Source organism: Streptomyces sp. NPDC090077 (assembly GCF_044747545.1).
Classification (GTDB): Bacteria; Actinomycetota; Actinomycetes; order Streptomycetales; family Streptomycetaceae; genus Streptomyces.
Genome location: NZ_JBIVEG010000011.1, coordinates 185699 through 206786 on the forward strand (window position 1 = coordinate 185699; position 21088 = coordinate 206786).

At 71.4% G+C, this 21088-nt stretch carries 18 protein-coding genes; 5 read left to right on the plus strand and 13 right to left on the minus strand.

Features of this window, described 5'->3' with window-relative positions:
• Positions 1-75: 75 nt before the first annotated feature.
• The 4 genes from ACIPW5_RS20365 to ACIPW5_RS20380 form a co-directional block, all read right to left on the minus strand.
• On the minus strand, positions 76-1161 hold the full coding sequence (locus ACIPW5_RS20365; RefSeq protein ID WP_401246596.1) for a branched-chain amino acid aminotransferase: 1086 nt from the start codon (positions 1159-1161) through the stop codon (positions 76-78).
• 225 nt (positions 1162-1386) lie between these two features.
• Entirely contained in the window at positions 1387-2427 is a 1041-nt protein-coding gene (locus ACIPW5_RS20370; RefSeq protein WP_401246599.1) for a 3-isopropylmalate dehydrogenase, read from the minus strand.
• 126 nt (positions 2428-2553) lie between these two features.
• On the minus strand, positions 2554-2685 hold the full coding sequence (locus ACIPW5_RS20375) for a hypothetical protein (protein WP_401246602.1): 132 nt from the start codon (positions 2683-2685) through the stop codon (positions 2554-2556).
• A 264-nt stretch (positions 2686-2949) separates the two neighbouring features.
• A complete protein-coding gene (locus ACIPW5_RS20380) occupies positions 2950-3834 on the minus strand; it encodes a LysR family transcriptional regulator (protein WP_401246605.1) in 885 nt (294 codons plus the stop codon).
• A 99-nt stretch (positions 3835-3933) separates the two neighbouring features.
• Between ACIPW5_RS20380 and ACIPW5_RS20385 the strand changes: the two genes are divergently transcribed.
• Positions 3934-4947 carry an NADP-dependent oxidoreductase gene (locus ACIPW5_RS20385; protein ID WP_401246607.1) on the plus strand — a complete coding sequence of 338 codons (1014 nt, stop codon included), beginning with the start codon at positions 3934-3936 and terminating at the stop codon, positions 4945-4947.
• Between the two features lie 119 nt (positions 4948-5066).
• Positions 5067-7097, plus strand: a complete 2031-nt coding sequence (locus ACIPW5_RS20390; protein ID WP_401246610.1) for a phosphocholine-specific phospholipase C — start codon at positions 5067-5069, stop codon at positions 7095-7097.
• Here ACIPW5_RS20390 and ACIPW5_RS20395 read toward each other — a convergent pair whose 3' ends face one another.
• Positions 7098-7646, minus strand: a complete 549-nt coding sequence (locus ACIPW5_RS20395) for a GNAT family N-acetyltransferase (RefSeq protein WP_401246612.1) — start codon at positions 7644-7646, stop codon at positions 7098-7100.
• A complete protein-coding gene (locus ACIPW5_RS20400) occupies positions 7643-8356 on the minus strand; it encodes a tyrosine-protein phosphatase (protein ID WP_401246615.1) in 714 nt (237 codons plus the stop codon). The genes ACIPW5_RS20395 and ACIPW5_RS20400 overlap by 4 nt, the downstream gene beginning before the upstream one ends.
• Positions 8357-8437: 81 nt before the next feature.
• Here ACIPW5_RS20400 and ACIPW5_RS20405 point away from each other — a divergent pair, with 81 nt between their 5' ends.
• Positions 8438-9139 (plus strand): nitroreductase family protein, encoded by a 702-nt coding sequence (locus ACIPW5_RS20405; protein ID WP_401246618.1) that lies wholly within the window; start codon positions 8438-8440, stop codon positions 9137-9139.
• 84 nt (positions 9140-9223) lie between these two features.
• On the opposite strand, the gene pruA is transcribed toward ACIPW5_RS20405, so the two are convergent.
• The gene (gene pruA / locus ACIPW5_RS20410; protein ID WP_401246621.1) at positions 9224-10855 is read right to left on the minus strand and encodes an L-glutamate gamma-semialdehyde dehydrogenase; all 1632 of its coding nucleotides are present in this window, start codon (positions 10853-10855) and stop codon (positions 9224-9226) included.
• A gap of 30 nt (positions 10856-10885) precedes the next feature.
• On the minus strand, positions 10886-11812 hold the full coding sequence (locus ACIPW5_RS20415) for a proline dehydrogenase family protein (RefSeq protein ID WP_125596708.1): 927 nt from the start codon (positions 11810-11812) through the stop codon (positions 10886-10888).
• A gap of 199 nt (positions 11813-12011) precedes the next feature.
• Between ACIPW5_RS20415 and ACIPW5_RS20420 the strand changes: the two genes are divergently transcribed.
• Positions 12012-13208 carry a PucR family transcriptional regulator gene (locus tag ACIPW5_RS20420; protein ID WP_401246624.1) on the plus strand — a complete coding sequence of 399 codons (1197 nt, stop codon included), beginning with the start codon at positions 12012-12014 and terminating at the stop codon, positions 13206-13208.
• 24 nt (positions 13209-13232) lie between these two features.
• Here ACIPW5_RS20420 and ACIPW5_RS20425 read toward each other — a convergent pair whose 3' ends face one another.
• Positions 13233-13841 carry a TetR/AcrR family transcriptional regulator gene (locus ACIPW5_RS20425; protein ID WP_401246627.1) on the minus strand — a complete coding sequence of 203 codons (609 nt, stop codon included), beginning with the start codon at positions 13839-13841 and terminating at the stop codon, positions 13233-13235.
• Positions 13842-13944: 103 nt separating this feature from the next.
• On the opposite strand from ACIPW5_RS20425, the gene ACIPW5_RS20430 reads away from it, so the two are divergent.
• Positions 13945-15486 (plus strand): MFS transporter, encoded by a 1542-nt coding sequence (locus ACIPW5_RS20430; RefSeq protein ID WP_401246629.1) that lies wholly within the window; start codon positions 13945-13947, stop codon positions 15484-15486.
• An 86-nt stretch (positions 15487-15572) separates the two neighbouring features.
• Here ACIPW5_RS20430 and serA read toward each other — a convergent pair whose 3' ends face one another.
• The 4 genes from serA to ACIPW5_RS20450 form a co-directional block, all read right to left on the minus strand.
• Positions 15573-17162, minus strand: coding sequence for a phosphoglycerate dehydrogenase (gene serA, locus ACIPW5_RS20435; RefSeq protein WP_401246632.1), 1590 nt, complete (start codon positions 17160-17162; stop codon positions 15573-15575).
• 295 nt (positions 17163-17457) lie between these two features.
• Positions 17458-18459, minus strand: a complete 1002-nt coding sequence (gene ilvC / locus ACIPW5_RS20440) for a ketol-acid reductoisomerase (RefSeq protein WP_401246635.1) — start codon at positions 18457-18459, stop codon at positions 17458-17460.
• Between the two features lie 141 nt (positions 18460-18600).
• Positions 18601-19125: an acetolactate synthase small subunit gene (gene ilvN, locus ACIPW5_RS20445; protein ID WP_007266740.1), complete on the minus strand. Its 525-nt coding sequence runs from the start codon at positions 19123-19125 to the stop codon at positions 18601-18603.
• A gap of 32 nt (positions 19126-19157) precedes the next feature.
• Positions 19158-21047, minus strand: a complete 1890-nt coding sequence (locus tag ACIPW5_RS20450) for an acetolactate synthase large subunit (RefSeq protein WP_401246638.1) — start codon at positions 21045-21047, stop codon at positions 19158-19160.
• Positions 21048-21088 lie beyond the last annotated feature (41 nt).

The following is a 21088-nucleotide window of genomic DNA, read 5'->3' on the forward strand; positions in this document are numbered from 1 at the left end:
ACGCGCCTCCTCCCCCCGTACGGCAGAAGGCCCCCCGCGCACCGCGCGGGGGGCCTTCCGTCGCACGGGCCCGGACTAGCCGAGCGGGTGCATCCAGCCGTGGGTGTCGGCGGTGCGGCCGGTCTGGAGCTCCAGGAGCGCCTTGCGGAGCTTCATGGTGACCTCGCCCGGCTGCCCGTCGCCCTGGGTCCAGCCGGCGCGCTCGGACTTGACCGAGCCGACCGGGGTGATGACGGCGGCGGTGCCGCAGGCGAACACCTCGGTGAGGGTGCCGTTCTCGTTGTCCCGCTTCCAGTCCTCGGTGGTGATGCGGCCCTCCTCGGCGGTGTAGCCGAGGTCGCGGGCGATGGTGAGGAGGGAGTCGCGGGTGATGCCGGGGAGCAGCGAGCCGGTGAGCTCCGGGGTGACGATGCGGTCGCCGTACACGAAGTACAGGTTCATGCCGCCCATCTCCTCGATCCAGCGGTGCTCGACCGCGTCGAGCCAGACGACCTGGTCGCAGCCGTGCGAGGCGGCCTGGGCCTGGGCGACGAGGGAGGCCGCGTAGTTGCCGCCGGTCTTGGCGGCGCCGGTGCCGCCCTTGACGGCACGGACGTACTCCTCGGAGAGCCAGACGGAGACGGGCTTGACGCCACCGGGGAAGTAGGCGCCGGCGGGCGAGGCGATGACCATGAAGAGGAACTCGTTGGCCGGGCGGACGCCCAGGCCGACCTCGGACGCGAACATGAACGGCCGCAGGTACAGGGAGGCCTCGCCGGAGTCCGGCACCCAGGCGCGGTCCTGCTTGATCAGGGCGTCGCAGGCCTCGATGAAGAGGTCGGCGGGCAGTTCCGGCATCGCCATGCGGCGGGCGGAGGCCTGGAAGCGCTCGGCGTTGGCGCGCGGGCGGAAGGTGGCGACGGTGCCGTCGGGCTGGCGGTAGGCCTTGAGGCCCTCGAAGATCGTCTGCGCGTAGTGCAGGGTCATGTTCGCGGGGTCGATCGCCAGCGGGGCGTAGGGGACCAGCTCGGCGTCGTGCCAGCCGCGGCCCTCGGTCCACTTGATCGTCACCATGTGATCGGTGAAGTGGCGGCCGAAGCCGGGGCTGGCCAGGATCGCCTCGCGCTCCGCGTCGGACAGCGGGTTCGAGGAGGGCTTGAGCTCGATCGTGGGCGTCGTCATGAGTGCTTGTCCTTCACCGGTCGGGTATGGCGGACCGCGCTCATGCGTACTAGGACGTCCGAGCTTCCCCGTAGTCCGCGGCCTCGCGTTCGATTATCGCGCGCGGGGAGGCTTCGGAGAAACGGGGCTTTAGCGGCCCAGGGGAGATGGTGGCACCGGGGGCCGCACAGGAGAAGCCGCCAGGTCCCTTTGTGACCTGGCGGCTTCCTGGGTGGAGCGGCCGGGTCAGCCGGCTACTCGCGCGGCGAGGGCGTCGCCGATCGCGTCGGTGGAGCGGAAGGTGCCGTCGCGCTCGGCCAGGTCGGCGGAGACGGCCTCCTCGATGCGGACGGCCTGGTCCTCGTAGCCGAGGTGGCGCAGCAGGAGGGCGACCGAGAGGATCGTCGCGGTCGGGTCGGCCTTGCCGGTGCCCGCGATGTCGGGCGCCGAGCCGTGGACGGGCTCGAACATGGACGGGAAGGCGCCGGTCGGGTTGATGTTCCCGGAGGCGGCCAGGCCGATGCCGCCGGTCACGGCCGCGGCCAGGTCGGTGAGGATGTCGCCGAACAGGTTGTCCGTGACGATGACGTCGAAGCGCTCGGGCTGGGTGACGAAGAAGATCGTCGCGGCGTCGACGTGCAGGTAGTCGGTGGTGACCTCGGGGTACTCCTGGCCGACCTTGTCGAAGATGTTCTTCCACATGTGGCCCGCGTACACGAGGACGTTGTTCTTGTGGACCAGCGTCAGCTTCTTGCGGGGGCGGGAGTTCGCCCGCTCGTACGCGTCACGGACGACGCGCTCGACGCCGTACGCGGTGTTGATGCTGACCTCGGTGGCCACCTCGGCGGGGGTGCCGGTGCGCAGGCTGCCGCCGTTGCCGGTGTACGGGCCCTCGGTGCCCTCGCGGACCACGACGAAGTCGATCTCCGGACGGCCCGCGAGCGGGGTGGCCGTGTTCGGGAACAGCTTCGAGGGGCGCAGGTTGATGAAGTGGTCGAAGGCGAAGCGGAGCTTCAGCAGCAGGCCGCGCTCCAGGACGCCCGACGGGACCGACGGGTCGCCGATGGCGCCCAGCAGGATCGCGTCGTGGTGCTTGAGGGCCTCCAGCTCCGCGTCCGGGAGGGTCTCACCGGTGCGGTGCCAGCGCTGGGCGCCGAGGTCGTACTGCTTGGTCTCCAGCTTCACATCCTGGGGCAGGACCGCGGTAAGGACCTTGAGGCCCTGAGCCACGACTTCCTGGCCGATGCCATCACCGGGGATCACTGCGAGATTGATGCTGGTCGACATGTCGGAACCGTACTCCGTGTCCCAGCCCTCAGACATATCGCGTCCAGCATTTGGACCAACGGGACGCGACATGCCGGGCGTGGCCGGGTCGCCGTGCGGGGGCGCCCGGAAGGCGGTCAGGGGTGGTCAGTGGCCGGTCGAGCCGCCGTTGTCGCGGCGGTCCAGGGCGCGCTGGAGGGCGGCGGCGGCGTTCTTGCGGTCGGCGTCGGCCGGGGAGGAGTGGCGGACGCGACGGGATGCGGCGGTGGTGGGGGTCATGGTGATCGACTCCTTGGGATCACGGCGTGGCGGGGCCACGGATGAGGGGTGTTCCTTCAAGGCGCCGGAAGAGGCGGGGGGCCGTGCGCAGCAGGGGTTGCCTGCCAGTGGGCGCGCGCCCTCGACCGCCATTCGCAGGATCAGCGAGACGTTCGGCTCCTACAAAGCTAGGGCAGGTCCGGCTGTATGTCTCGGCAATTAGTCGGACTTCCTAGTATCTGAGACGGGAAACCGCCCGAAGGGCCCCTTCCGCAGGCTCCGTTTTCAGACCTTCTCGGCCCTGAGTTCCCTGATCAGAGCCCTGACAGCGAGAGTCGACGCAAGTTCCGTTGTAGTGACGTATCCCACCTGCCTCACGGGCCTCCGGGGCCCCAGGGCGGTGATCTCGACGGTCTCGGGGGCCTCCCGGAGCGACAGTTCCGGCATGATCGCCATGCCGAGGCCCCGGCCGACCATGGTCAGCACCATCGCGTCGTCCTCCGCCTTCACCGTGGCCCGGGGGATCCAGTCCTGGGACCGCCACCAGGCCCGGGTGTAGGAGCCGCAGTTCTCGTCCCAGTCCAGCAGGGGCAGACCCTTGGGGTCCGGGTGCCCGGCGGGGTGCACCAGGGCGTACGCCTCCTCCGCGAGCAGCCCGGTGAGCAGCCCCGGCGGTACGTCCTCGCGCGCGCCCAGCGTCGCGATGCCCAGGTCCGCCCGGCCCGCGGCCACCTCCCCCGCCGTGCCGGGGCCGATCTCGCGCACCACCCTGACCTCGGGCCGGATGCCGGGGTGCAGTGCGGCGAGCCGCTCCAGCGCGGGCGGCAGCAGGTGCAGGGCCGCACTGCGGAAGGCCGCGATCCGCAACACCCCCTCCACCGCGTCCCGCCCGGCCGGGCCCCGGGCCGCGCCGCGCGCCTCCGCGCCCAGCACCTCGTACAGCCGCAGGATGCGGCGGCCCAGCGCGACGGCCCGCTCCCCCGCCGGGGTGGGCGAGGCTCCGGTGCGCCCGCGCTCGAAGAGCACCGCGCCGACCTTGCCCTCGCTGCCGCGCACCGAGTGCGAGACGGCCGACTGGCTGACGCCGAGCGCTGCGGCCGCCGCGGAGAAGCCCCCCGTGTCGGCGACGGCGACCAGGACGCGGAGTTCCTGCGGGGCGAGCTCGGTCACGGGGTCCCACCTCGGTGTATGAGCGGCGTTCATGGATGTGCGGCTTCCATGAGGGCAACCCCCTGCCCGGCCGCGGGATTCCTTCCTAGGTTCGTGGCCATGAGCACCGACACCGCCCACGCCGTCCACCAGATCGCCCGCCCGACCGGCTTCCCGGCCGCCTCCGACTTCGCGTACGTCTCCTCCTCCGTCCCCGAACCCGCCCCCGGCACCGCCCTGGTGGAGAACCTGCTGCTGTCCGTGGACCCGTACCACCGCGGGCTGATGGACGGCGGCGAGGGCGGCTTCGAGCTGAACACCCCGCTGGAGGGACGGACGGTGGGCCGGGTGACCGCCTCCCGCGACCCGGGCCTGAAGGAGGGCGACCTCGTCTTCCACCGCGCGGGCTGGCGCACCCACGCCCTGGTCACCCTCGGCACGGACGGCACCCGCAGGCTGCGGGGCCACGAGGGCGTCCCGCTGGAGGCGTACCTGTCCATCCTGGGCGGCACCGGCCTGACCGCCTACGCCGCCCTCACCCGGACCGCGGCCCTGCGCGAGGGCGAGGACCTCTTCGTCTCCGCCGCCGCCGGCGGGGTCGGCACCGCCACCGGGCACATCGCCCGGCTGCTCGGCGCCCGCCGGATCATCGGCAGCGCCGGCTCGGCGGCGAAGGTCGCCCACCTCACCGGGGCCCTCGGCTTCGACGCCGCCTTCGACTACCACGACGGGCCGGTCGGGGAGCAGCTGGCGCAGGCCGCGCCGGACGGCATCGACGTGTACGTGGACAACGTGGGCGGGGACCACCTGGAGGGCGCGATCGACTCCCTGCGCGAGTACGGCCGGATCGCCTGGGTCGGCGCGATCTCGACGTACAACGGGGACCGCTCCCCCGCCGCGCCCCGCAACCTCTTCGAGGTGGTCCACAAGTCGCTGCGCCTGGAAGGGGTATTGGTCCGCAACCACACCAATCTCCAGGACGAGTTGGAGGATTTCCTGGTCCCCCACTTGCGCAGCGGCCGGATCGGCAGCGACACCACCGTTGTCCAGGGGTTCGACCGCACCGTGGAGGCCTTCCTGGGCATGCTGCGCGGCGAGAACACGGGCAAGATGCTGGTCCGGACCGGGAGCTGATTCCGGCCATCCGGATGTTCACCGAGTTCTTACCGCACGGATGTAGACCTTTGAGGCGGCTGCCGCCACCCTTGCCGTCGATGTGCCAGAGGGGCACTCGAGTGGGAGGCGAGCAGTCAGTGACACCCATCAGCCGCAGGGGTTTCGTGGGGATCGGCGCCGGGCTCGTGGCGGGGGCGGCACTGCCCGCCGCCCTGCCGGCAACGGCGGCGGCCGCCGCCGCGACGGGCACGATCACCGACGTGAAGCACGTGGTGGTCCTGATGCAGGAGAACCGCAGCTTCGACCACTACTTCGGCAGGCTGAAGGGCGTACGCGGCTTCGGCGACCGGGCCGCCGGCAACATCCCCGGCGGCTGGGGCACCTTCAACCAGCCGAACTGGGGCGGCCGGCAGTACCCGTGGAAGCTCTCCGCCACCCCCTCGGCCGGCGGGGCCGACGGCGAGACCCTGGCCCAGTGCACCGGGGACCTCCCGCACAGCTGGACCTCGCAGCACGCCGCCTGGAACAACGGCCGGATGGACAACTGGGTCGCCGGCGTGGGCAAGACCCACACCCTGGGCTACCTGGAGCGGGGCGACATCCCCTTCCACTACGGGCTCGCCGACAACTACACGATCTGCGACGCCTACTTCTGCTCCACCCTCAGCGCCACCGGCCCCAACCGCACCTTCCTGTGGAGCGGGAAGATCGACGCGGGCAGCAAGGACGGCGGCGAGGAGTCCGGGCTGACCTGGGAGTCGTACGCGGAGGCCCTCCAGCGGGCCGGGATGAGCTGGAAGGTCTACCAGAACGCCCAGGACAACTACGGGGACAACGGACTGGCCTACTTCAAGAAGTTCACCGACGCCCGGCCCGGCGACCCGCTGTGGGACCGGGGCATGGCCTCGGTCCCCAGGGTCACCGGCTCCACCCCGGACGACATCGCCGCCGCGATCCGCGCGGACGTGGTCGCCGGAACCCTGCCCCAGGTGTCCTGGGTCGTGGCGAACGAGGCCTTCTCCGAGCACCCGTACGCCCCGCCCGGCGACGGCGCGCACTTCGTCGACCTGGTCTACCGCGCGCTCGCCGCGAACCCCGAGGTCTTCGACTCCACCGTCCTCTTCCTCAACTACGACGAGAACGACGGCTTCTTCGACCACGTGCCCCCGCCGGTCGCCCCGCCCGGCACCCCCGACGAGTACCTCGACGGGGTCCCGATCGGGCTCGGCTTCCGCGTCCCGATGCTGGTGATGTCCCCGTGGACGCGCGGCGGCTGGGTCAGCTCCGAGGTCTTCGACCACACCTCGGTGCTGCGCTTCATGGAGAAGTGGACGACGGCGATCGGCACCCCCGCCCTCTGCCCCAACATCAGCGCCTGGCGCCGCAAGGTGACCGGCGACCTGACGGGCGTCTTCGACTTCGCGCACCCCGTCTACGGCGTCCCCTCCGGCCTGCCCTCCACGGCGAAGGTCATCGGCCAGTCCACCTGCGGCCCGCTGCCCAACCCCGTCCCGCAGGACAACGCCCAGCCCTCGCAGGAGGCCGGCACCCGGCCGGCCCGCGCCCTCCCCTACCAGGTGAACGGCAACCTGGACCGCTTCGAGTTCGGGCCGGCCGGCAAGATCCTCGCCTGGTTCTCGATGACCAACCAGGGTCCGCAGGCGAAGCAGGCGGCGCACTTCTCCATCCATCCGCACCAGCACCGGGACACCGCCGCCTGGCAGTACACCGTCGACCCCGGCGCCACCTCGACGGACTGGTTCTCCATCGGTCTGGGCGCCGGCTCCGGCAAGTACGACATCTCCATGTACGGCCCGAACCGGTTCCTGCGCCGCTTCATCGGCGACGCGACCAAGCCGGGCAAGGACCTGGAGGTCGCGGCCCGCTACGCGGTGGAGTCCGGCACCGGCAAGATGGCGGTCTGGTTCAAGATGACCAACGCCTCGGCCTCCCCGGTCACCTTCACCATCCGCTCCAACGCCTACCGCACGGACGGCCCCTGGACCTACACCGTCCCGGCGAAGTCCTCCCGCGAGGACTTCTTCAACGCCGTCGCGTACAGCAAGGGCTGGTACGACTTCACGGTCCTGGCCGACTCCGACGGCACCTGGTCGCGCCGCTACACGGGCCACGTCGAGACGGGCGCGGCGAGCGTCTCGGGTGCGTAGCTAGACGACGTCCCCGTCCCTCCAGTCGAAGTCGAGCCGCCCGGCGGAGTCAGGCGTGACCCCGCCGGGCGGCGTCCACACGTAGGTCGAGCCCTCCTCCTCGGGCAGCCGCTCGGGGCCGGCCGGGCCGAGCACGCCGATCTGCCCGGGGTACGGCTTCCACCCCCGGCTCTCGTACAGGGCCGCGCCCTCCTCGGACGCGGACAGGGCTCCCAGTACGTAGGCCCCGGAGATCACGCCCTCCAGCGCGGCCATCACCGCCCCGCCGAGCCCGCGCCGGCGCCGGTCGGCGCGGACGGCGACGGCCTCCACGTACCCGGTCCGCAGGGCCCGCCCCTGGTGGAGCACGCGCCGCTGGACGAGGCTGCCGTGCGCGACGAGCGCGCCGTCCTCGTACACCAGGGCGTGCATCCCGCCGAGGGCGTGCTCGAAGTCCTCGTCGCCGAAGTCCCCGTCGAAGGCGCCGTCCAGCAGGTCCCGGACGGCGGCGAGGGCGTCCGGGCCGAGCTGCGAGGTGTGCGCGAGGCGGGCGTGCGTGTCGTCGCTCATGCCCCCAGTCTGCCCCGCAGCCCCTCCAGTTCGGCCGCCGTCAGCCCCGCCCCGCGCAGGTAGGCGTCCGCATCCAGCCACCGCGCGGTGTCCAGGGCCAGGGCGTGCACGGTGGTGCCGAGGCCGGTGACGTAGCGCTCGATCTCGGAGTCGTCGTAGGGCCTGCCCCGGGCCGCGTACCGGGCCCGGACCTGCGGCTCGCTCAGCGCATGGTCGTCGGCGATCTCCTGCGGGTCCGCCCCGGCCAGCCGCAGCAGGACGAGCGCGATGATCCCCGTCCGGTCGCGGCCCAGACCGCAGTGGAAGGCGACCCCGCCCGGCGGGGCCGCGGCGACGGCGCGGACGACGGAGGCCACGCGGTCGGGGAACCGCTCCAGGAAAGGCCGGAAATACGCGGGGGTGCCGAACCCCGGAGTGCCCCACCACACGTCCCAGAAGTCCCGGTGCCCGATGCCGTCGAGCGGTATCCGCAGGGTGGTCAGCCCGGCCGGGCGCGGGGCGTGGTCCACCTCGGCCTCGCCGTCGTTGCGCAGGTCGATGACGGTCCGCACGCCATGGCCGGACAGCGTGGTCCAGCCGCGGGCGGTGAGCCCGTCGAGACTGTCCGCCCGTACCAGCGCCCCGGGCCGCAGCACCCCGAGCCCGCCCAGGTCGCGGGCGTTGAAGCAGCCCTCCCAGTCCACGAATCGACCGACGTTCGACACGGCCATAACCCCCCTGTCAGTACACAACGGACATGGGTTCACAACGCTCCGCTGGCCTCGGGAGTTCCTCCGCTGGAAGATCTGCCCATGTCGCCAGAGACCCAGCAGTGGACCCCCACCCATGGCCAGCCCTACCGGCCCGTCGCCTACCGTCCCGCGCGCATGCCCGGCCCCGAATCCCTCGCGCGCGCGGCGGAGCTGCGGGCCCGGATGGCCGAGCGGCGGACCGTGCGCCGCTTCTCCCCCGATCCCGTCCCGGAGCAGGCCGTCCGCGACGCCATCGCCTGCGCCGCCACCGCACCCTCCGGTGCGCACCAGCAGCCGTGGACCTTCGTCCTGGTCAAGGACCCGGTGGTGCGGCAGCAGATCCGTGCCGCCGCCGAGCAGGAGGAGCAGATCTCCTACGACGGCCGGCTCGGCGACGAATGGCTCGCCGCGCTGCGGCCCATCGGCACGGACGCGGTCAAGACCCACCTCACCGACGCGCCGGCCCTGATCGTGGTCTTCCAGCAGCGCTACTGGCTCGGCCCGAACGGCACGAAGCGCAAGCACTACTACGTCGACGAGTCCGTCGGCATCGCGGTCGGCATGCTCCTGTCGGCCCTGCACCTGTCCGGCCTGGCCGCGCTCGTCCACACCCCGAGCCCGATGCGCTTCCTGGCGCACGTGCTCAACCGCCCGGAGAACGAGAAGGCCTTCGCGGTCATCCCGGTGGGCTACCCCGCCGACGACTGCGAGGTCCCGGACCTGGTCCGCAAGTCCCTGGACCAGGTCCTCGTGGAGGTCTGACCCCGCACCCCGCCGCAACTGGGACCGCCCCCGCTCCGGACTTGGGGGTACCGGAGCGGGGGCGGGGTTCAGCTGTGGGCCGGATCAGCCCATGTGGGGGTAGCCGTACTCGGTCGGCGGGACCAGGGTCTCCTTGATGGAGCGGGTCGAGGTCCAGCGGAGCAGGTTGGACGCCGCGCCCGCCTTGTCGTTGGTGCCCGAGGCGCGGCCGCCGCCGAAGGGCTGCTGGCCGACGACGGCGCCGGTCGACTTGTCGTTGATGTAGAAGTTGCCCGCCGCGAAGCGGAGCTTCTCCATCGTGTCGGCGGCCGCGTAGCGGTCCTGGGCGATGACGGCGCCGGTCAGGGCGTACGCCGAGACGTTCTCCATCTGCGCGAGCATCTCGTCGTACTTGTCGTCCTCGTACACGTGGATCGCGAGGATCGGGCCGAAGTACTCGGTCGTGAAGACCTCGTTCTCCGGGTCGGTGCACTCGATGACGGTCGGGCGGACGAAGTAGCCCTCCGAGTCGTCGTACGTGCCGCCGGCGACGATCGTGCAGGTCGGGTCGGCCTTCGCGCGGTCGATCGCGGCCTTGTTCTTGGCGAAGGAGCGCTCGTCGATGACGGCGCCGATGAAGTTGCCCAGGTCGCGCACGTCACCCATGGTGATGCCGTCGACCTCGGCCGCGAACTGCTCCTTGAAGCCGTCGTTCCAGATGGAGGCCGGGACGTAGGCGCGGGAGGACGCGGAGCACTTCTGGCCCTGGAACTCGAAGGAGCCGCGGGTCAGGGCGGTCTTCAGGATCGCGCGGTCCGCGGACGGGTGCGCGACGACGAAGTCCTTGCCGCCCGTCTCGCCGACCAGGCGCGGGTAGGAGCGGTAGTTCTCGATGTTGTTGCCGACCGTCTTCCACAGGTACTGGAAGGTCTTGGTCGAGCCGGTGAAGTGGATGCCGGCGAGCTCGGGGTGGTTCAGGGCCACCTCGGAGACGGCGATGCCGTCGCCCGTCACCAGGTTGATGACGCCCTTGGGCAGGCCGGCCGCCTCCAGGAGCTCCATGAGGAGGACCGCGGAGTGGGTCTGCGTCGGGGACGGCTTCCACACGACCACGTTGCCCATCAGGGCGGGGGCGGTCGGCAGGTTGCCGGCGATGGCCGTGAAGTTGAACGGCGTGATCGCGTAGACGAAGCCCTCCAGCGGGCGGTGGTCGCTGCGGTTCCACACGCCGGCGCTGTTGGCGGCCGGCTGCTCGGCCAGGATCTGGCGGGCGAAGTGGACGTTGAAGCGCCAGAAGTCGACGAGCTCGCAGGGGGTGTCGATCTCGGCCTGCTGCGCCGTCTTGGACTGGCCCAGCATGGTGGAGGCGGCCAGCTTCTCGCGCCACGGGCCGGCCAGCAGCTCGGCGGCGCGCAGGATGATCGCGGCGCGGTCGTCGAAGGACATCGCGCGCCAGGCCGGGGCGGCGGCCAGGGCGGCGTCCACGGCCTCCTGGGCGTCGGCCTGGGTGGCGTTGGCGTACGTGCCGATGACCGACTTGTGGTCGTGGGGCTGGACGACGTCGAAGCGCTCGCCACCGCCCATCCGCTTGACGCCGTTGATCGTCATCGGGAGGTCGATCGGGTTCTCGGACAGCTGCTTCAGCTGGATCTCGAGGCGCGCGCGCTCGGCACTGCCGGGAGCGTACGAGTGGACCGGCTCGTTGACCGGCGCGGGGACCTGGGTCACAGCATCCATGGGGCGATAACTCCTTGACCTGGTTCTGGGCTAGTTCTTGGTGATCATCGAGCGGAGGAAGAAGAGCAGGTTGGCCGGCTTCTCCGCGAGACGGCGCATGAAGTAGCCGTACCAGTCGGTGCCATAGGCCGTGTAGACCCGCATGCGGTGCCCCTCGGCGGCGAGCCGCAGGTGCTCCTCGCTGCGGATGCCGTAGAGCATCTGGAACTCGTACTCGTCCAGCTTGCGCCCGGCCTGGCGGCCGAGCTCCTGCGCGATGGCGATCAGGCGCGGGTCGTGCGACCCGATCATCGGGTAGCCCTCGCCCTCCATCAGGATCTTCATGATCCGGACGTACGCCTTGTCGATCTCCGCCTTGTCCTGGTACGCGACCTCGGCGGGCTCCTTGTAGGCGCCCTTCACGATGCGGACGCGGCTGCCGGCGGCGGCCAGGCGGCGGGCGTCGGCCTCGGTGCGGAAGAGGTAGGCCTGGATCACGCAGCCGGTCTGCGGGAAGTCCCGGCGCAGCTCCTCGTGGATGGCGAACATCGAGTCGAGGGTGGTGTGGTCCTCGGCGTCCAGCGTCACGGTCGTGCCGATGGCGGCGGCGGCCTCGACGACCGGGCGGACGTTGGCGAGGGCCAGCTCGTGGCCGCCCTCCAGGGCCTGGCCGAACATGGAGAGCTTGACCGACATCTCGACGGTCTCGCCCAGCTCCAGCTCCTTGAGGCGCTCGATGAGCTCCAGGTAGGCGTCCCGGGCCGCGTAGGACTGCTCCACGGCGGTGATGTCCTCGCCGACGACGTCGAGGGTGACCTCGAGGCCCTTGCGGGTGAGCTCCTCGACGATCGGGATGACCTGGCCGACCGTCTCGCCCGGGATGAACCGGTTGACCACCGGCTTGGTCACCGGGGCGGCAGAGACGATTCGGCGCATCTTGTCGCTGCGCGAAGCGGCGAGGATCGCGGGACCCAGCACGGGGCACCTCCAACGGGTGGCAGAAGCGGACGAACGGACGCCGCAGGGGTGGGCCGCGACCGTAAGGAAAACGCAAGTAAAACCACCGTGAAACCTAAGGATCTCCACGATCCTCTGCCATCGACAGCTGTCACGCATCCGTGGCCCGGATCTCATACATCTGTCTGAAGACCCTGCCGCGGAGTGGGAGAATGTCCGCGTGAAGGGCGATTACCAGGACCTGGTGGACGAGATCTCGGCGCTGCTCGGCGCCCCGGCGACGCTGGAGAACCGGGACTTCCGCCTGATCGCCTTCGGGGCGCACGACAGCGAGGACGACCTCGTGATGGACCCGGTGCGCACCCGTTCGATCCTGACCCGGCAGTCGACGGCGGCCGTCCGGTCCTGGTTCGAGGGCTTCGGGATCGCCCGCGCCACCGGCCCGGTGCGGATCCCGGCGGCCCCGGACGCGGGGGTCTTCCGGGGCCGGATCTGCCTGCCCGTGCGGTACCGGGGCATCGTGCAGGGCTACGTGTGGCTCCTCGACCAGGACCCGGGCCCGGAGCCGGCCGCCCTGGAGGCCGCCATGGAGGTGGCCCAGCGGATCGGGGTGCTGCTCGCGGAGGAGGCCAAGGCGGGCGCCGACCTCTCGCGGGAGTTCCTGGCGGTGCTCACCGCCGGCCGGGGCTGGCAGCAGGACATGGCGGTGGCCGCGCTGCGGGTGGCGCTGGGGCCGGGGGCCGAGGGGCCGCACGCCGCCGTGTGCGTGGCCCCGTGGCCCGGGGAGGCTCCGGGATCGGTGCCGGGGGCGGCGGCGGTGTGCGTGGTCCCGGCGGGGCCGGAGGACCGGGACGGGCCGGGCGCGGGGGCGGGGGTGCTGGCGGTGCTGGTGCGGCTGCGGTCGGGGGACGCGCTCGGTCCGGCCCTGGCGGCGGTCGGGCGGCTGCTGCCCCGCGCGGCGGCGTCCCCCGGTGCCCGGGGCCCGGCCGGCGGGGGCGGCCCCGTCACCGCCGGGCTCTCCGACCCGGTCCGGGCGCTCTCGGAGCTGCCGCAGGCGTGGGGCCAGGCCACGGCCGCCGCCCGGGCGGCGGCGGCGCAGCCGGGGCTGGGGCCGGTGGCGCAGTGGGCGGGGATCGGGCCGTACCGGATGCTGGCCGGGCTGGCGACCGGCCCGGCGGACGACCCGGCGACGCGGGCCCTGTTGGCTCCGGCCCACCGGGAACTGGCCCGCACGGCCGAGGTGTTCCTCGACTGCGCGGGGCAGGCGGGCCGCGCGGCGGCCGAACTGGGCATCCACCGCCAGACCCTGTACTACCGGCTGGGCCGGGTGGAGCAGCTGACGGGGCTCGACCTGGACCTCGGCGAGGACCGCCTGCTGCTGCACATGGCCCTCAAGGCCGCCCGCCTGCGGGCCTGAGGGGCCGGGCTCCGGCCCGCGCCGCTACGGTGCCGCCTCCCCGGCGGAGCCGCCCCGGAGGGACGCCGTCAGGGCCTCCGCGAGCCGGCGCAGCCCCTCGGTGAACTCCTCGGCCGAGGAGGCGCTTGCGGGGTCGAGCAGCCACTGGACCATCAGGCCGTTGAGCAGCGCCTGCATGACGGAGCCGAGGGTGCGCTCGTCGCGTTCGGTGAGCTCCTCCTCCGGGGTGCCGGTGAGCAGCGAGATCAGGCCCCGGCGGCCCTCGCCCTGGGAGGCGGCGAGCATCCCGCGCAGCTGCGCCAGCCGTTCGCCGCTCAGCACCACCTCCATGCTGGCCGCCCAGACGGGCGCCGACTCCTCGTGCTGCGCGAGCACGCCGTTCCACATGGCGCCCAGGCGTTCCAGGGAGCCGTCCGCGCCGGGCAGGACGCCCTGGAAGGCGTTGGCGCCCCACTCCTCCGTCAGGGCGACGAACGCCTGGGTGAGCAGGGCGTCCTTGGAGCCGTAGTGGTAGCCGATGGACGCCAGGTTCGTACCCGAGGCGCCGACGATGTCGCGCGCGGTGGTCCGTACGAAACCCTTCTCGACCAGGCACTTCTTGGCGCCTTCGAGCAGATCCTCTTTGTGTCCCATGACCGCCACCGTAGCAAGACGGGCGTCCTAGACGAAGGTCCCACACAACTTTTCCATACGCACGTCATAGACAGACGTTCCATACGCTTGTACATTCCTGCTCATGACGAACCCCGCCACCACGGCACCCCTCGCCGGCCGCCGCGAATGGACCGCCTTCACCGTCCTGCTGCTGCCCCTGCTGCTCGTCTCGATGGACGTCTCCGTCCTCTACTTCGCCGTCCCGGCCATCACCCGGGAGCTCGACCCGAGCGCCACCCAACAGCTCTGGATCTTCGACAGCTACGCCTTCGCCCTCTCCGGGCTGCTGATCACGATGGGCTCGCTCGGCGACCGGATCGGCCGCCGCAGGCTGCTGCTGATCGGCGCGGCCGCCTTCGGCCTCGCCTCCGTCGGCGCCGCCTTCGCCACCAGCGCCGCGATGCTGATCGCCGCCCGGGTCCTGCTCGGCATCGGGGGTGCCACCCTGATGCCCTCCACGCTGGCCCTGGTCCGCAACCTCTTCCAGGACGCCGGGCAGCGCGGCAAGGCCATCGGGATCTGGTCCGGCGCCATGACCGGCGGGGTCGCCCTCGGGTCGGTGCTGAGCGGGGTGATGCTGGAGCACTTCCACTGGGGCTCGGTCTTCCTGATCAACGTGCCCGCGATGCTGCTCCTGCTGGTCCTGGTCCCGGTCCTGGTACCGGAGTTCAAGGACCCGGCCCCCGGCCGGTTCGACCTGGTGAGCGTGCCGCTGTCCATGGCCGCCGTGCTGCCGGTGGTCTACGGGCTCAAGGAGATCGCCGCCGAGGGCTTCGAGCCGTCGTACGCCGCCTGCCTGCTGGTCGGCCTGGCCTTCGGGTACGCCTTCGTCCGCCGCCAGCGCGGCCGCCGGGACGCCATGGTGGGCCGGGAGCTGTTCCGGGACCGCCGCTTCGGGGCGGGCATCGCCCTGAACGCCGTCGCCGCCTTCGCCATGATGGGCTCCGCCTACTTCACCACCCAGTACCTGCAGTCCGTGCTCGGCATGGGCACCCTGGAGGCCGCCCTGTGGAGCCTCGCCCCCTCGGTCCTCATCGGCGCGGCCGCGCCGGTCGCCGCCGCCCTGGCGCAGCGCACGGACCGGTCCCGGGTCATCGCCGGATCCCTCGCCGTCGCGGCCGCCGGGTTCGGGCTGCTCTCCCTCGTCGGCACCGACTCCCTGTGGCTGCTGCTGGCCGGCTCCGGGGTGCTCGCCTCCGGCATCGTCGCCGTGATGTCCCTGGTCTCCGACATGGCCCTCGCCACGGCCCCGGCCGAGAAGGCCGGTTCGGCCGCCTCGCTGCTGGAGACGGGCCAGGAGTTCGGCGGGGCCCTCGGGATGGCGCTGCTGGGCAGCCTCGGCACCGCCGTCTACCGCGCCGACCTGGCGGGCGAGCCCTCCGCCGTACGGGAGACCCTGGGCGGCGCCGTCGCCGCAGCCGGGCAGGCCGGGGGCGAGGCGGGCCGGCACCTGCTGGCCCTGGCCCGGGAGGCCTTCGTGCACGGGATGCAGTACGCGGCCTGGGGCGGTGCGGTGCTGCTCCTCGCGGCGGCGGGGCTCGCACTGGCCCTGGCGCGGGGCGGACGGGGCCCGGCTCCGGCCGGGGCGGAGGGTGCCCCGGCCGAACCGGTGCCGGCGCGCTGAGCCGCGTACGGCACGGAGCGGGGCGGAAGGGGGCATGCGAAAGGGCCCGGGGTCGAGACCCCGGGCCCTTCGCCTGTGCGCGACGGTCAGACGAGGTTGACCGTACGGGCCGAAGCGGCGCCGATCTCCGTCGAGATGGCCGCGAGGACGTCCACCGGGACCTCCGCGTCGACGGTGAGGACGACGAGCGCCTCGCCGCCCTCCTCGGCACGGGCGACCTGCATGCCCGCGATGTTCAGACCGGCCTCGCCGAGCAGCTGGCCGACCTTGCCGACCACGCCCGGGCGGTCGGTGTAGCGCAGCACGATCATGTGGTCGGCCAGGGCCAGGTCCACGTCGTACTCGCCCACGCCCACGATCTTCTGAAGGTGCTTCGGGCCCGCCAGGGTGCCGGAGACCGACACCTCCTGACCGTCCGACAGGGTGCCGCGGACGGTCACCACGTTGCGGTGGTCCGGGGACTCCGAGCTGGTGGTCAGCCGGACCTCGACGCCGCGCTCCTGCGCGAACAGCGGGGCGTTGACGTAGGAGACCGTCTCGTCGACGACGTCCTCGAAGACTCCCTTGAGGGCGGAGAGCTCCAGCACCTTCACGTCGTGCTGGGTGATCTCGCCGCAGACCTCGACGTCGAGGCGGACCGCGACCTCGCCCGCGAGGGCGGTGAAGATGCGGCCGAGCTTCTCGGCGAGCGGCAGACCCGGGCGCACGTCCTCGGCGATGACGCCGCCCTGGACGTTGACCGCGTCCGGCACGAGCTCGCCGGCGAGCGCGAGGCGCACCGACTTGGCGACGGCGATGCCGGCCTTCTCCTGGGCCTCGTCCGTGGACGCGCCGAGGTGCGGGGTGCAGACGACCTGGTCGAGCTCGAAGAGCGGGGAGTCCGTGCAGGGCTCCTTCGCGTACACGTCCAGGCCGGCGCCGGCGACGCGGCCCTCCTTGATGGCCGAGTACAGCGCGGCCTCGTCCACGATCCCGCCGCGCGCGGCGTTGACGATGCGGACCGACGGCTTGACCTTGTGCAGGGCCTCGTCCCCGATGAGACCGAGGGTCTCGGGGGTCTTGGGCAGGTGCACGGTGATGAAGTCGGCGACCTCCAGCAGCTCGTCCAGCGTCAGCATCTTGACGCCCATCTGGGCGGCGCGCGCGGGCTGCACGTAGGGGTCGTACGCGACGATCTTCATGCCGAAGGCGGACATGCGCTGGGCGACCAGGACGCCGATGCGGCCGAGGCCGACGACGCCGAGGGTCTTCTCGCTGAGCTCGACGCCCGTGTACTTGTTCCGCTTCCACTCGCCGTTCTTCAGGGCGGTGTTGGCCTGCGGAATGTTGCGGGCGGTGGCCACGAGCAGACCGCAGGCGAGCTCGGCGGCGGTGACGATGTTGGAGGTCGGGGCGTTCACGACCATCACGCCGGCCTTGGTGGCGGCGGAGACGTCGACGTTGTCGAGGCCGACACCGGCGCGGGCGACGACCTTCAGCTTCTTGGCGGCGGCGATGGCCTCGGCGTCCACCTTGGTGGCGGAGCGGACGAGGATGGCGTCGACGTCCACGATCGCGGGGAGCAGCTCACCGCGGTCGGCGCCGTTGACGTGCCGGATCTCGAAGTCCGGACCGAGTGCGTCCACCGTGGCGGGCGACAGCTCTTCGGCGATGAGTACGACAGGTTTCGAGCTCACGTGGGTCCTCACAAGTCCAGTGCGGACGGCCGTCCCGACGGCCGCAGGCGGTGGAGGGGGTAGCCGCGTGGAAGACGCACGACACTGTGGGCCTGACGCGTTGTGTTGAGCAGTGTAGTGGCGGATCGGGTGCGAATTTCCGCCTGTACGGAAGGATCACCCGTCCGGGATTGGCCGGGGTGGACAATCCGTCCTATCCGCGGGCTACATTCCGGTTGGTCTCCGGCCGGGGCCGGGGCGGAGCGGGTGTGCGGCGGGGCCGGGACGCACCGTCCCGGCCCCGCCGTTCACGAGATCAGCTCTCGTCGCTGTCGACCCAGCTCATCAGCTTGCGCAGCTTCTTGCCGGTGGTCTCCAGCAGGTGCTCCGAGTCGGCCTTCTTGTACTCGTTGTACTTCGGCAGACCGGCCTTGTACTCGGCCATCCACTCGTTGGCGAACGTGCCGTCCTGGATCTCCGCCAGGACCTTCTTCATCTCGGCCTTGGTGGCGTCGGTGATGACGCGCGGGCCGGTGATGTAGTCGCCCCACTCGGCGGTCTCGGAGACCGACCAGCGCATCTTCTCCAGGCCGCCCTCGTACATGAGGTCGACGATGAGCTTCAGCTCGTGCAGGCACTCGAAGTAGGCGATCTCCGGCTGGTAGCCGGCCTCGGTCAGGGTCTCGAAGCCGGCCTTGACCAGGGCGGACGCGCCACCGCAGAGGACGGCCTGCTCACCGAACAGGTCGGTCTCGGTCTCCTCGGTGAAGGTGGTCTTGATGACGCCGGCGCGGGTGCCGCCGATGCCGGCCGCGTACGACAGGGCCAGGGCGAAGGCGCTGCCCGAGAAGTCCTGCTCGACGGCGGCGATGCACGGAACGCCGCGGCCCTCCTCGTACTGACGGCGGACCAGGTGGCCCGGGCCCTTCGGGGCGACCAGGGCGACGTCCACGTTGGCCGGGGGCTTGATGAAGCCGTAGCGGACGTTGAAGCCGTGGCCGAAGAAGAGCGCGTCGCCCTCCTTCAGGTGGTCCTTGATGGACGCCTCGTAGATCTCGGCCTGGAGCGGGTCCGGGGTCAGGATCATGATGACGTTGGCCCACTCGGCGGCCTCGGCGACCGGGAGGACCTTCAGGCCCTGCTCCTCGGCCTTGGCCTTGGAGCTGGAGCCCTCCTTGAGGCCGACGACGACGTCGACGCCGGAGTCACGGAGCGACAGCGCGTGGGCGTGGCCCTGGCTGCCGTAACCGATGACCGCGACCTTGCGGCCCTGGATGATGGACAGGTCGGCGTCGTTCTCGTAGAACAGCTCGGCCACTGGGATATCTCCTTGGTGCGCTGGTGTTGCTCCCACCGTACGGCGGGGAACGGAATAAGAGTTTCTCGGTCTCGCTATGCGGTCCGGCGTGTCAGCCGCCGCGCCCGGAATCCGGCGCGGCGGGACCGGGGGCCGCGGGGCTCAGGCGCTGCGTTCGAGGGAGCGCAGGCTGCGGTCCGTGATGGACCGGCCGCCACGCCCTATGGCGATCGTGCCGGACTGCACGAGTTCCTTGATGCCGAAGGGCTCCAGCATCTTGAGCATCGCGCCCAGCTTGTCGGCGCCGCCGGTGGCCTCGATGGTGACGGCCTCCGGGGAGACGTCGACGGTCTTGGCGCGGAACAGCTGGACGATCTCGACGATCTGCGAGCGGGTCTCGTTGTCGGCGCGGACCTTCACCAGGACGAGTTCGCGCTCGATGGCGTTGGACGGCTCCAGCTCGACGATCTTGAGCACGTTGACCAGCTTGTTGAGCTGCTTGGTCACCTGCTCCAGCGGGAGGTCCTCGACGTTCACGACGATGGTGATGCGGGAGATGTCGGGGTGCTCGGTGACGCCGACCGCGAGGGAGTCGATGTTGAACCCGCGGCGGGAGAACAGCGCGGCGATCCGGGCGAGGATGCCGGGCGTGTTCTCGACCAGGACGGAGAGCGTGTGCTTGGACATGTGAGTCGTTCTCTCTCTCAGGCTCTCTCGGCTCAGTCGTCTTCGTTGTCGCCGAAGTCGGGGCGGACGCCCCGGGCTGCCATGACCTCGTCGTTGGAGGTGCCGGCGGCGACCATCGGCCACACCATGGCGTCCTCGTGGACGATGAAGTCGACCACGACCGGGCGGTCGTTGATCGCGTTGGCCTCGGCGATGACCTTGTCCAGGTCCGCCGGGTCCTCGCAGCGCAGCGCGACGCAGCCCATGGCCTCGGACAGCTTGACGAAGTCCGGGACGCGGGTGCCCATGCGGGGGGAGGCGGACTCGCCGAGCTGGGAGCCCACGGTGTCGTGGCCGGTCTCGTCCGCGTGCAGGACCGTGTTCGAGTAGCGCTGGTTGTAGAACAGGGTCTGCCACTGGCGGACCATGCCCAGGGCGCCGTTGTTGATGATCGCGATCTTGATCGGGATGTTGTTCAGCGCACAGGTGGCCAGTTCCTGGTTGGTCATCTGGAAACAGCCGTCGCCGTCGATCGCCCAGACGGTGCGGTCGGGCATGCCGACCTTCGCGCCCATCGCGGCGGGGACCGCGTAGCCCATGGTTCCGGCGCCGCCGGAGTTCAGCCAGGTGCGGGGCTCCTCGTAGTTGACGAAGTGCGAGGCCCACATCTGGTGCTGGCCGACGCCGGCCGCGTAGATGGTGCCCTTCGGCGCCAGCTGGCCGATCCGCTCGATGACCTGCTGCGGCGAGAGGCTGCCGTCCTCGGGCAGGTCGTAGCCCAGCGGGTAGGTCTCGCGCCAGCGGTTGAGGTCCTTCCACCAGGCGGTGTAGTCGCCGGTGTTGCCCTCGCTCGCCTCGGCCTGGACGGCCTGGATCAGGTCGGCGATGACCTCGCGCGCGTCACCGACGATCGGGACGTCGACGGCGCGGTTCTTGCCGATCTCGGCCGGGTCGATGTCCGCGTGGATGACCTTGGCGAAGGGGGCGAAGCTGTCCAGCTTGCCGGTGACGCGGTCGTCGAAGCGGGTGCCGAGCGCGATCAGCAGGTCCGACTTCTGGAGCGCGGTGACGGCGGTCACGGCACCGTGCATGCCGGGCATGCCGACGTTCTGCGGGTGGCTGTCCGGGATGGAGCCCAGGGCCATCAGGGTGGTGACGACCGGGACGCCCGTGAGCTCGGTGAGGACCTTCAGCTCGGCGGTGGCGCCGGCCTTCATGACGCCGCCGCCGACGTAGAGGACCGGGCGCTTCGCGGCGGCGATCATCTTGGCCGCCTCGCGGATCTGCTTGGCGTGCGGCTTCGTGACCGGCCGGTAGCCGGGCAGGTCCTGGCTGGGCGGCCAGGAGAAGGTGGTCTTCGCCTGGAGGGCGTCCTTGGCGATGTCGACCAGGACCGGGCCGGGGCGGCCGGTGGAGGCGATGTGGAAGGCCTCGGCGATCGTCTTCGCGATGTCGTCGGCCTTGGTCACCAGGAAGTTGTGCTTGGTGATCGGCATCGTGATGCCGACGATGTCCGCCTCCTGGAAGGCGTCGGTGCCGATCGCCTTGGAGGAGACCTGGCCGGTGATCGCGACGAGCGGGACGGAGTCCATGTGCGCGTCGGCGATCGGGGTGACGAGGTTGGTGGCACCCGGGCCCGAAGTGGCCATGCACACGCCGACCTTGCCGGTGGCCTGGGCGTAACCGGTGGCGGCGTGGCCCGCCCCCTGCTCGTGGCGGACCAGGATGTGACGGACCTTCTTGCTGTCCATCATCGGGTCGTACGCCGGGAGGATGCAGCCCCCCGGGATGCCGAAGACGGTGTCGCACCCCACCTCTTCGAGAGAGCGGATGAGGGACTGGGCGCCCGTGACGTGCTCAACTGCGGTGGGCTGGTGGTGCCCACCCGTACGGGGCCGCGGCTGCGGATGGTGGGCCCCGGAGGCCTGCTCGGTCATCGGCATTCTCTTCTCGAAGCTGAGGGTTTTACGAGGAGCGGGGGGTG

Coding starts and splice junctions, on each gene's coding strand:
- ACIPW5_RS20400 (WP_401246615.1), bottom strand. CDS start 8,356: ATGGCCGTGTCGAACGTCGGTCGATTCGTGGACTGGGAGGGCTGCTTC.
- ACIPW5_RS20425 (WP_401246627.1), bottom strand. CDS start 13,841: ATGGGACACAAAGAGGATCTGCTCGAAGGCGCCAAGAAGTGCCTGGTC.
- ACIPW5_RS20375 (WP_401246602.1), bottom strand. CDS start 2,685: ATGACCCCCACCACCGCCGCATCCCGTCGCGTCCGCCACTCCTCCCCG.
- ACIPW5_RS20430 (WP_401246629.1), top strand. CDS start 13,945: ATGACGAACCCCGCCACCACGGCACCCCTCGCCGGCCGCCGCGAATGG.
- ilvN (WP_007266740.1), bottom strand. CDS start 19,125: ATGTCCAAGCACACGCTCTCCGTCCTGGTCGAGAACACGCCCGGCATC.
- ACIPW5_RS20370 (WP_401246599.1), bottom strand. CDS start 2,427: ATGTCGACCAGCATCAATCTCGCAGTGATCCCCGGTGATGGCATCGGC.
- ACIPW5_RS20365 (WP_401246596.1), bottom strand. CDS start 1,161: ATGACGACGCCCACGATCGAGCTCAAGCCCTCCTCGAACCCGCTGTCC.
- ACIPW5_RS20450 (WP_401246638.1), bottom strand. CDS start 21,047: ATGCCGATGACCGAGCAGGCCTCCGGGGCCCACCATCCGCAGCCGCGG.
- pruA (WP_401246621.1), bottom strand. CDS start 10,855: ATGGATGCTGTGACCCAGGTCCCCGCGCCGGTCAACGAGCCGGTCCAC.
- ACIPW5_RS20405 (WP_401246618.1), top strand. CDS start 8,438: ATGTCGCCAGAGACCCAGCAGTGGACCCCCACCCATGGCCAGCCCTAC.
- ACIPW5_RS20385 (WP_401246607.1), top strand. CDS start 3,934: ATGAGCACCGACACCGCCCACGCCGTCCACCAGATCGCCCGCCCGACC.
- ACIPW5_RS20395 (WP_401246612.1), bottom strand. CDS start 7,646: ATGAGCGACGACACGCACGCCCGCCTCGCGCACACCTCGCAGCTCGGC.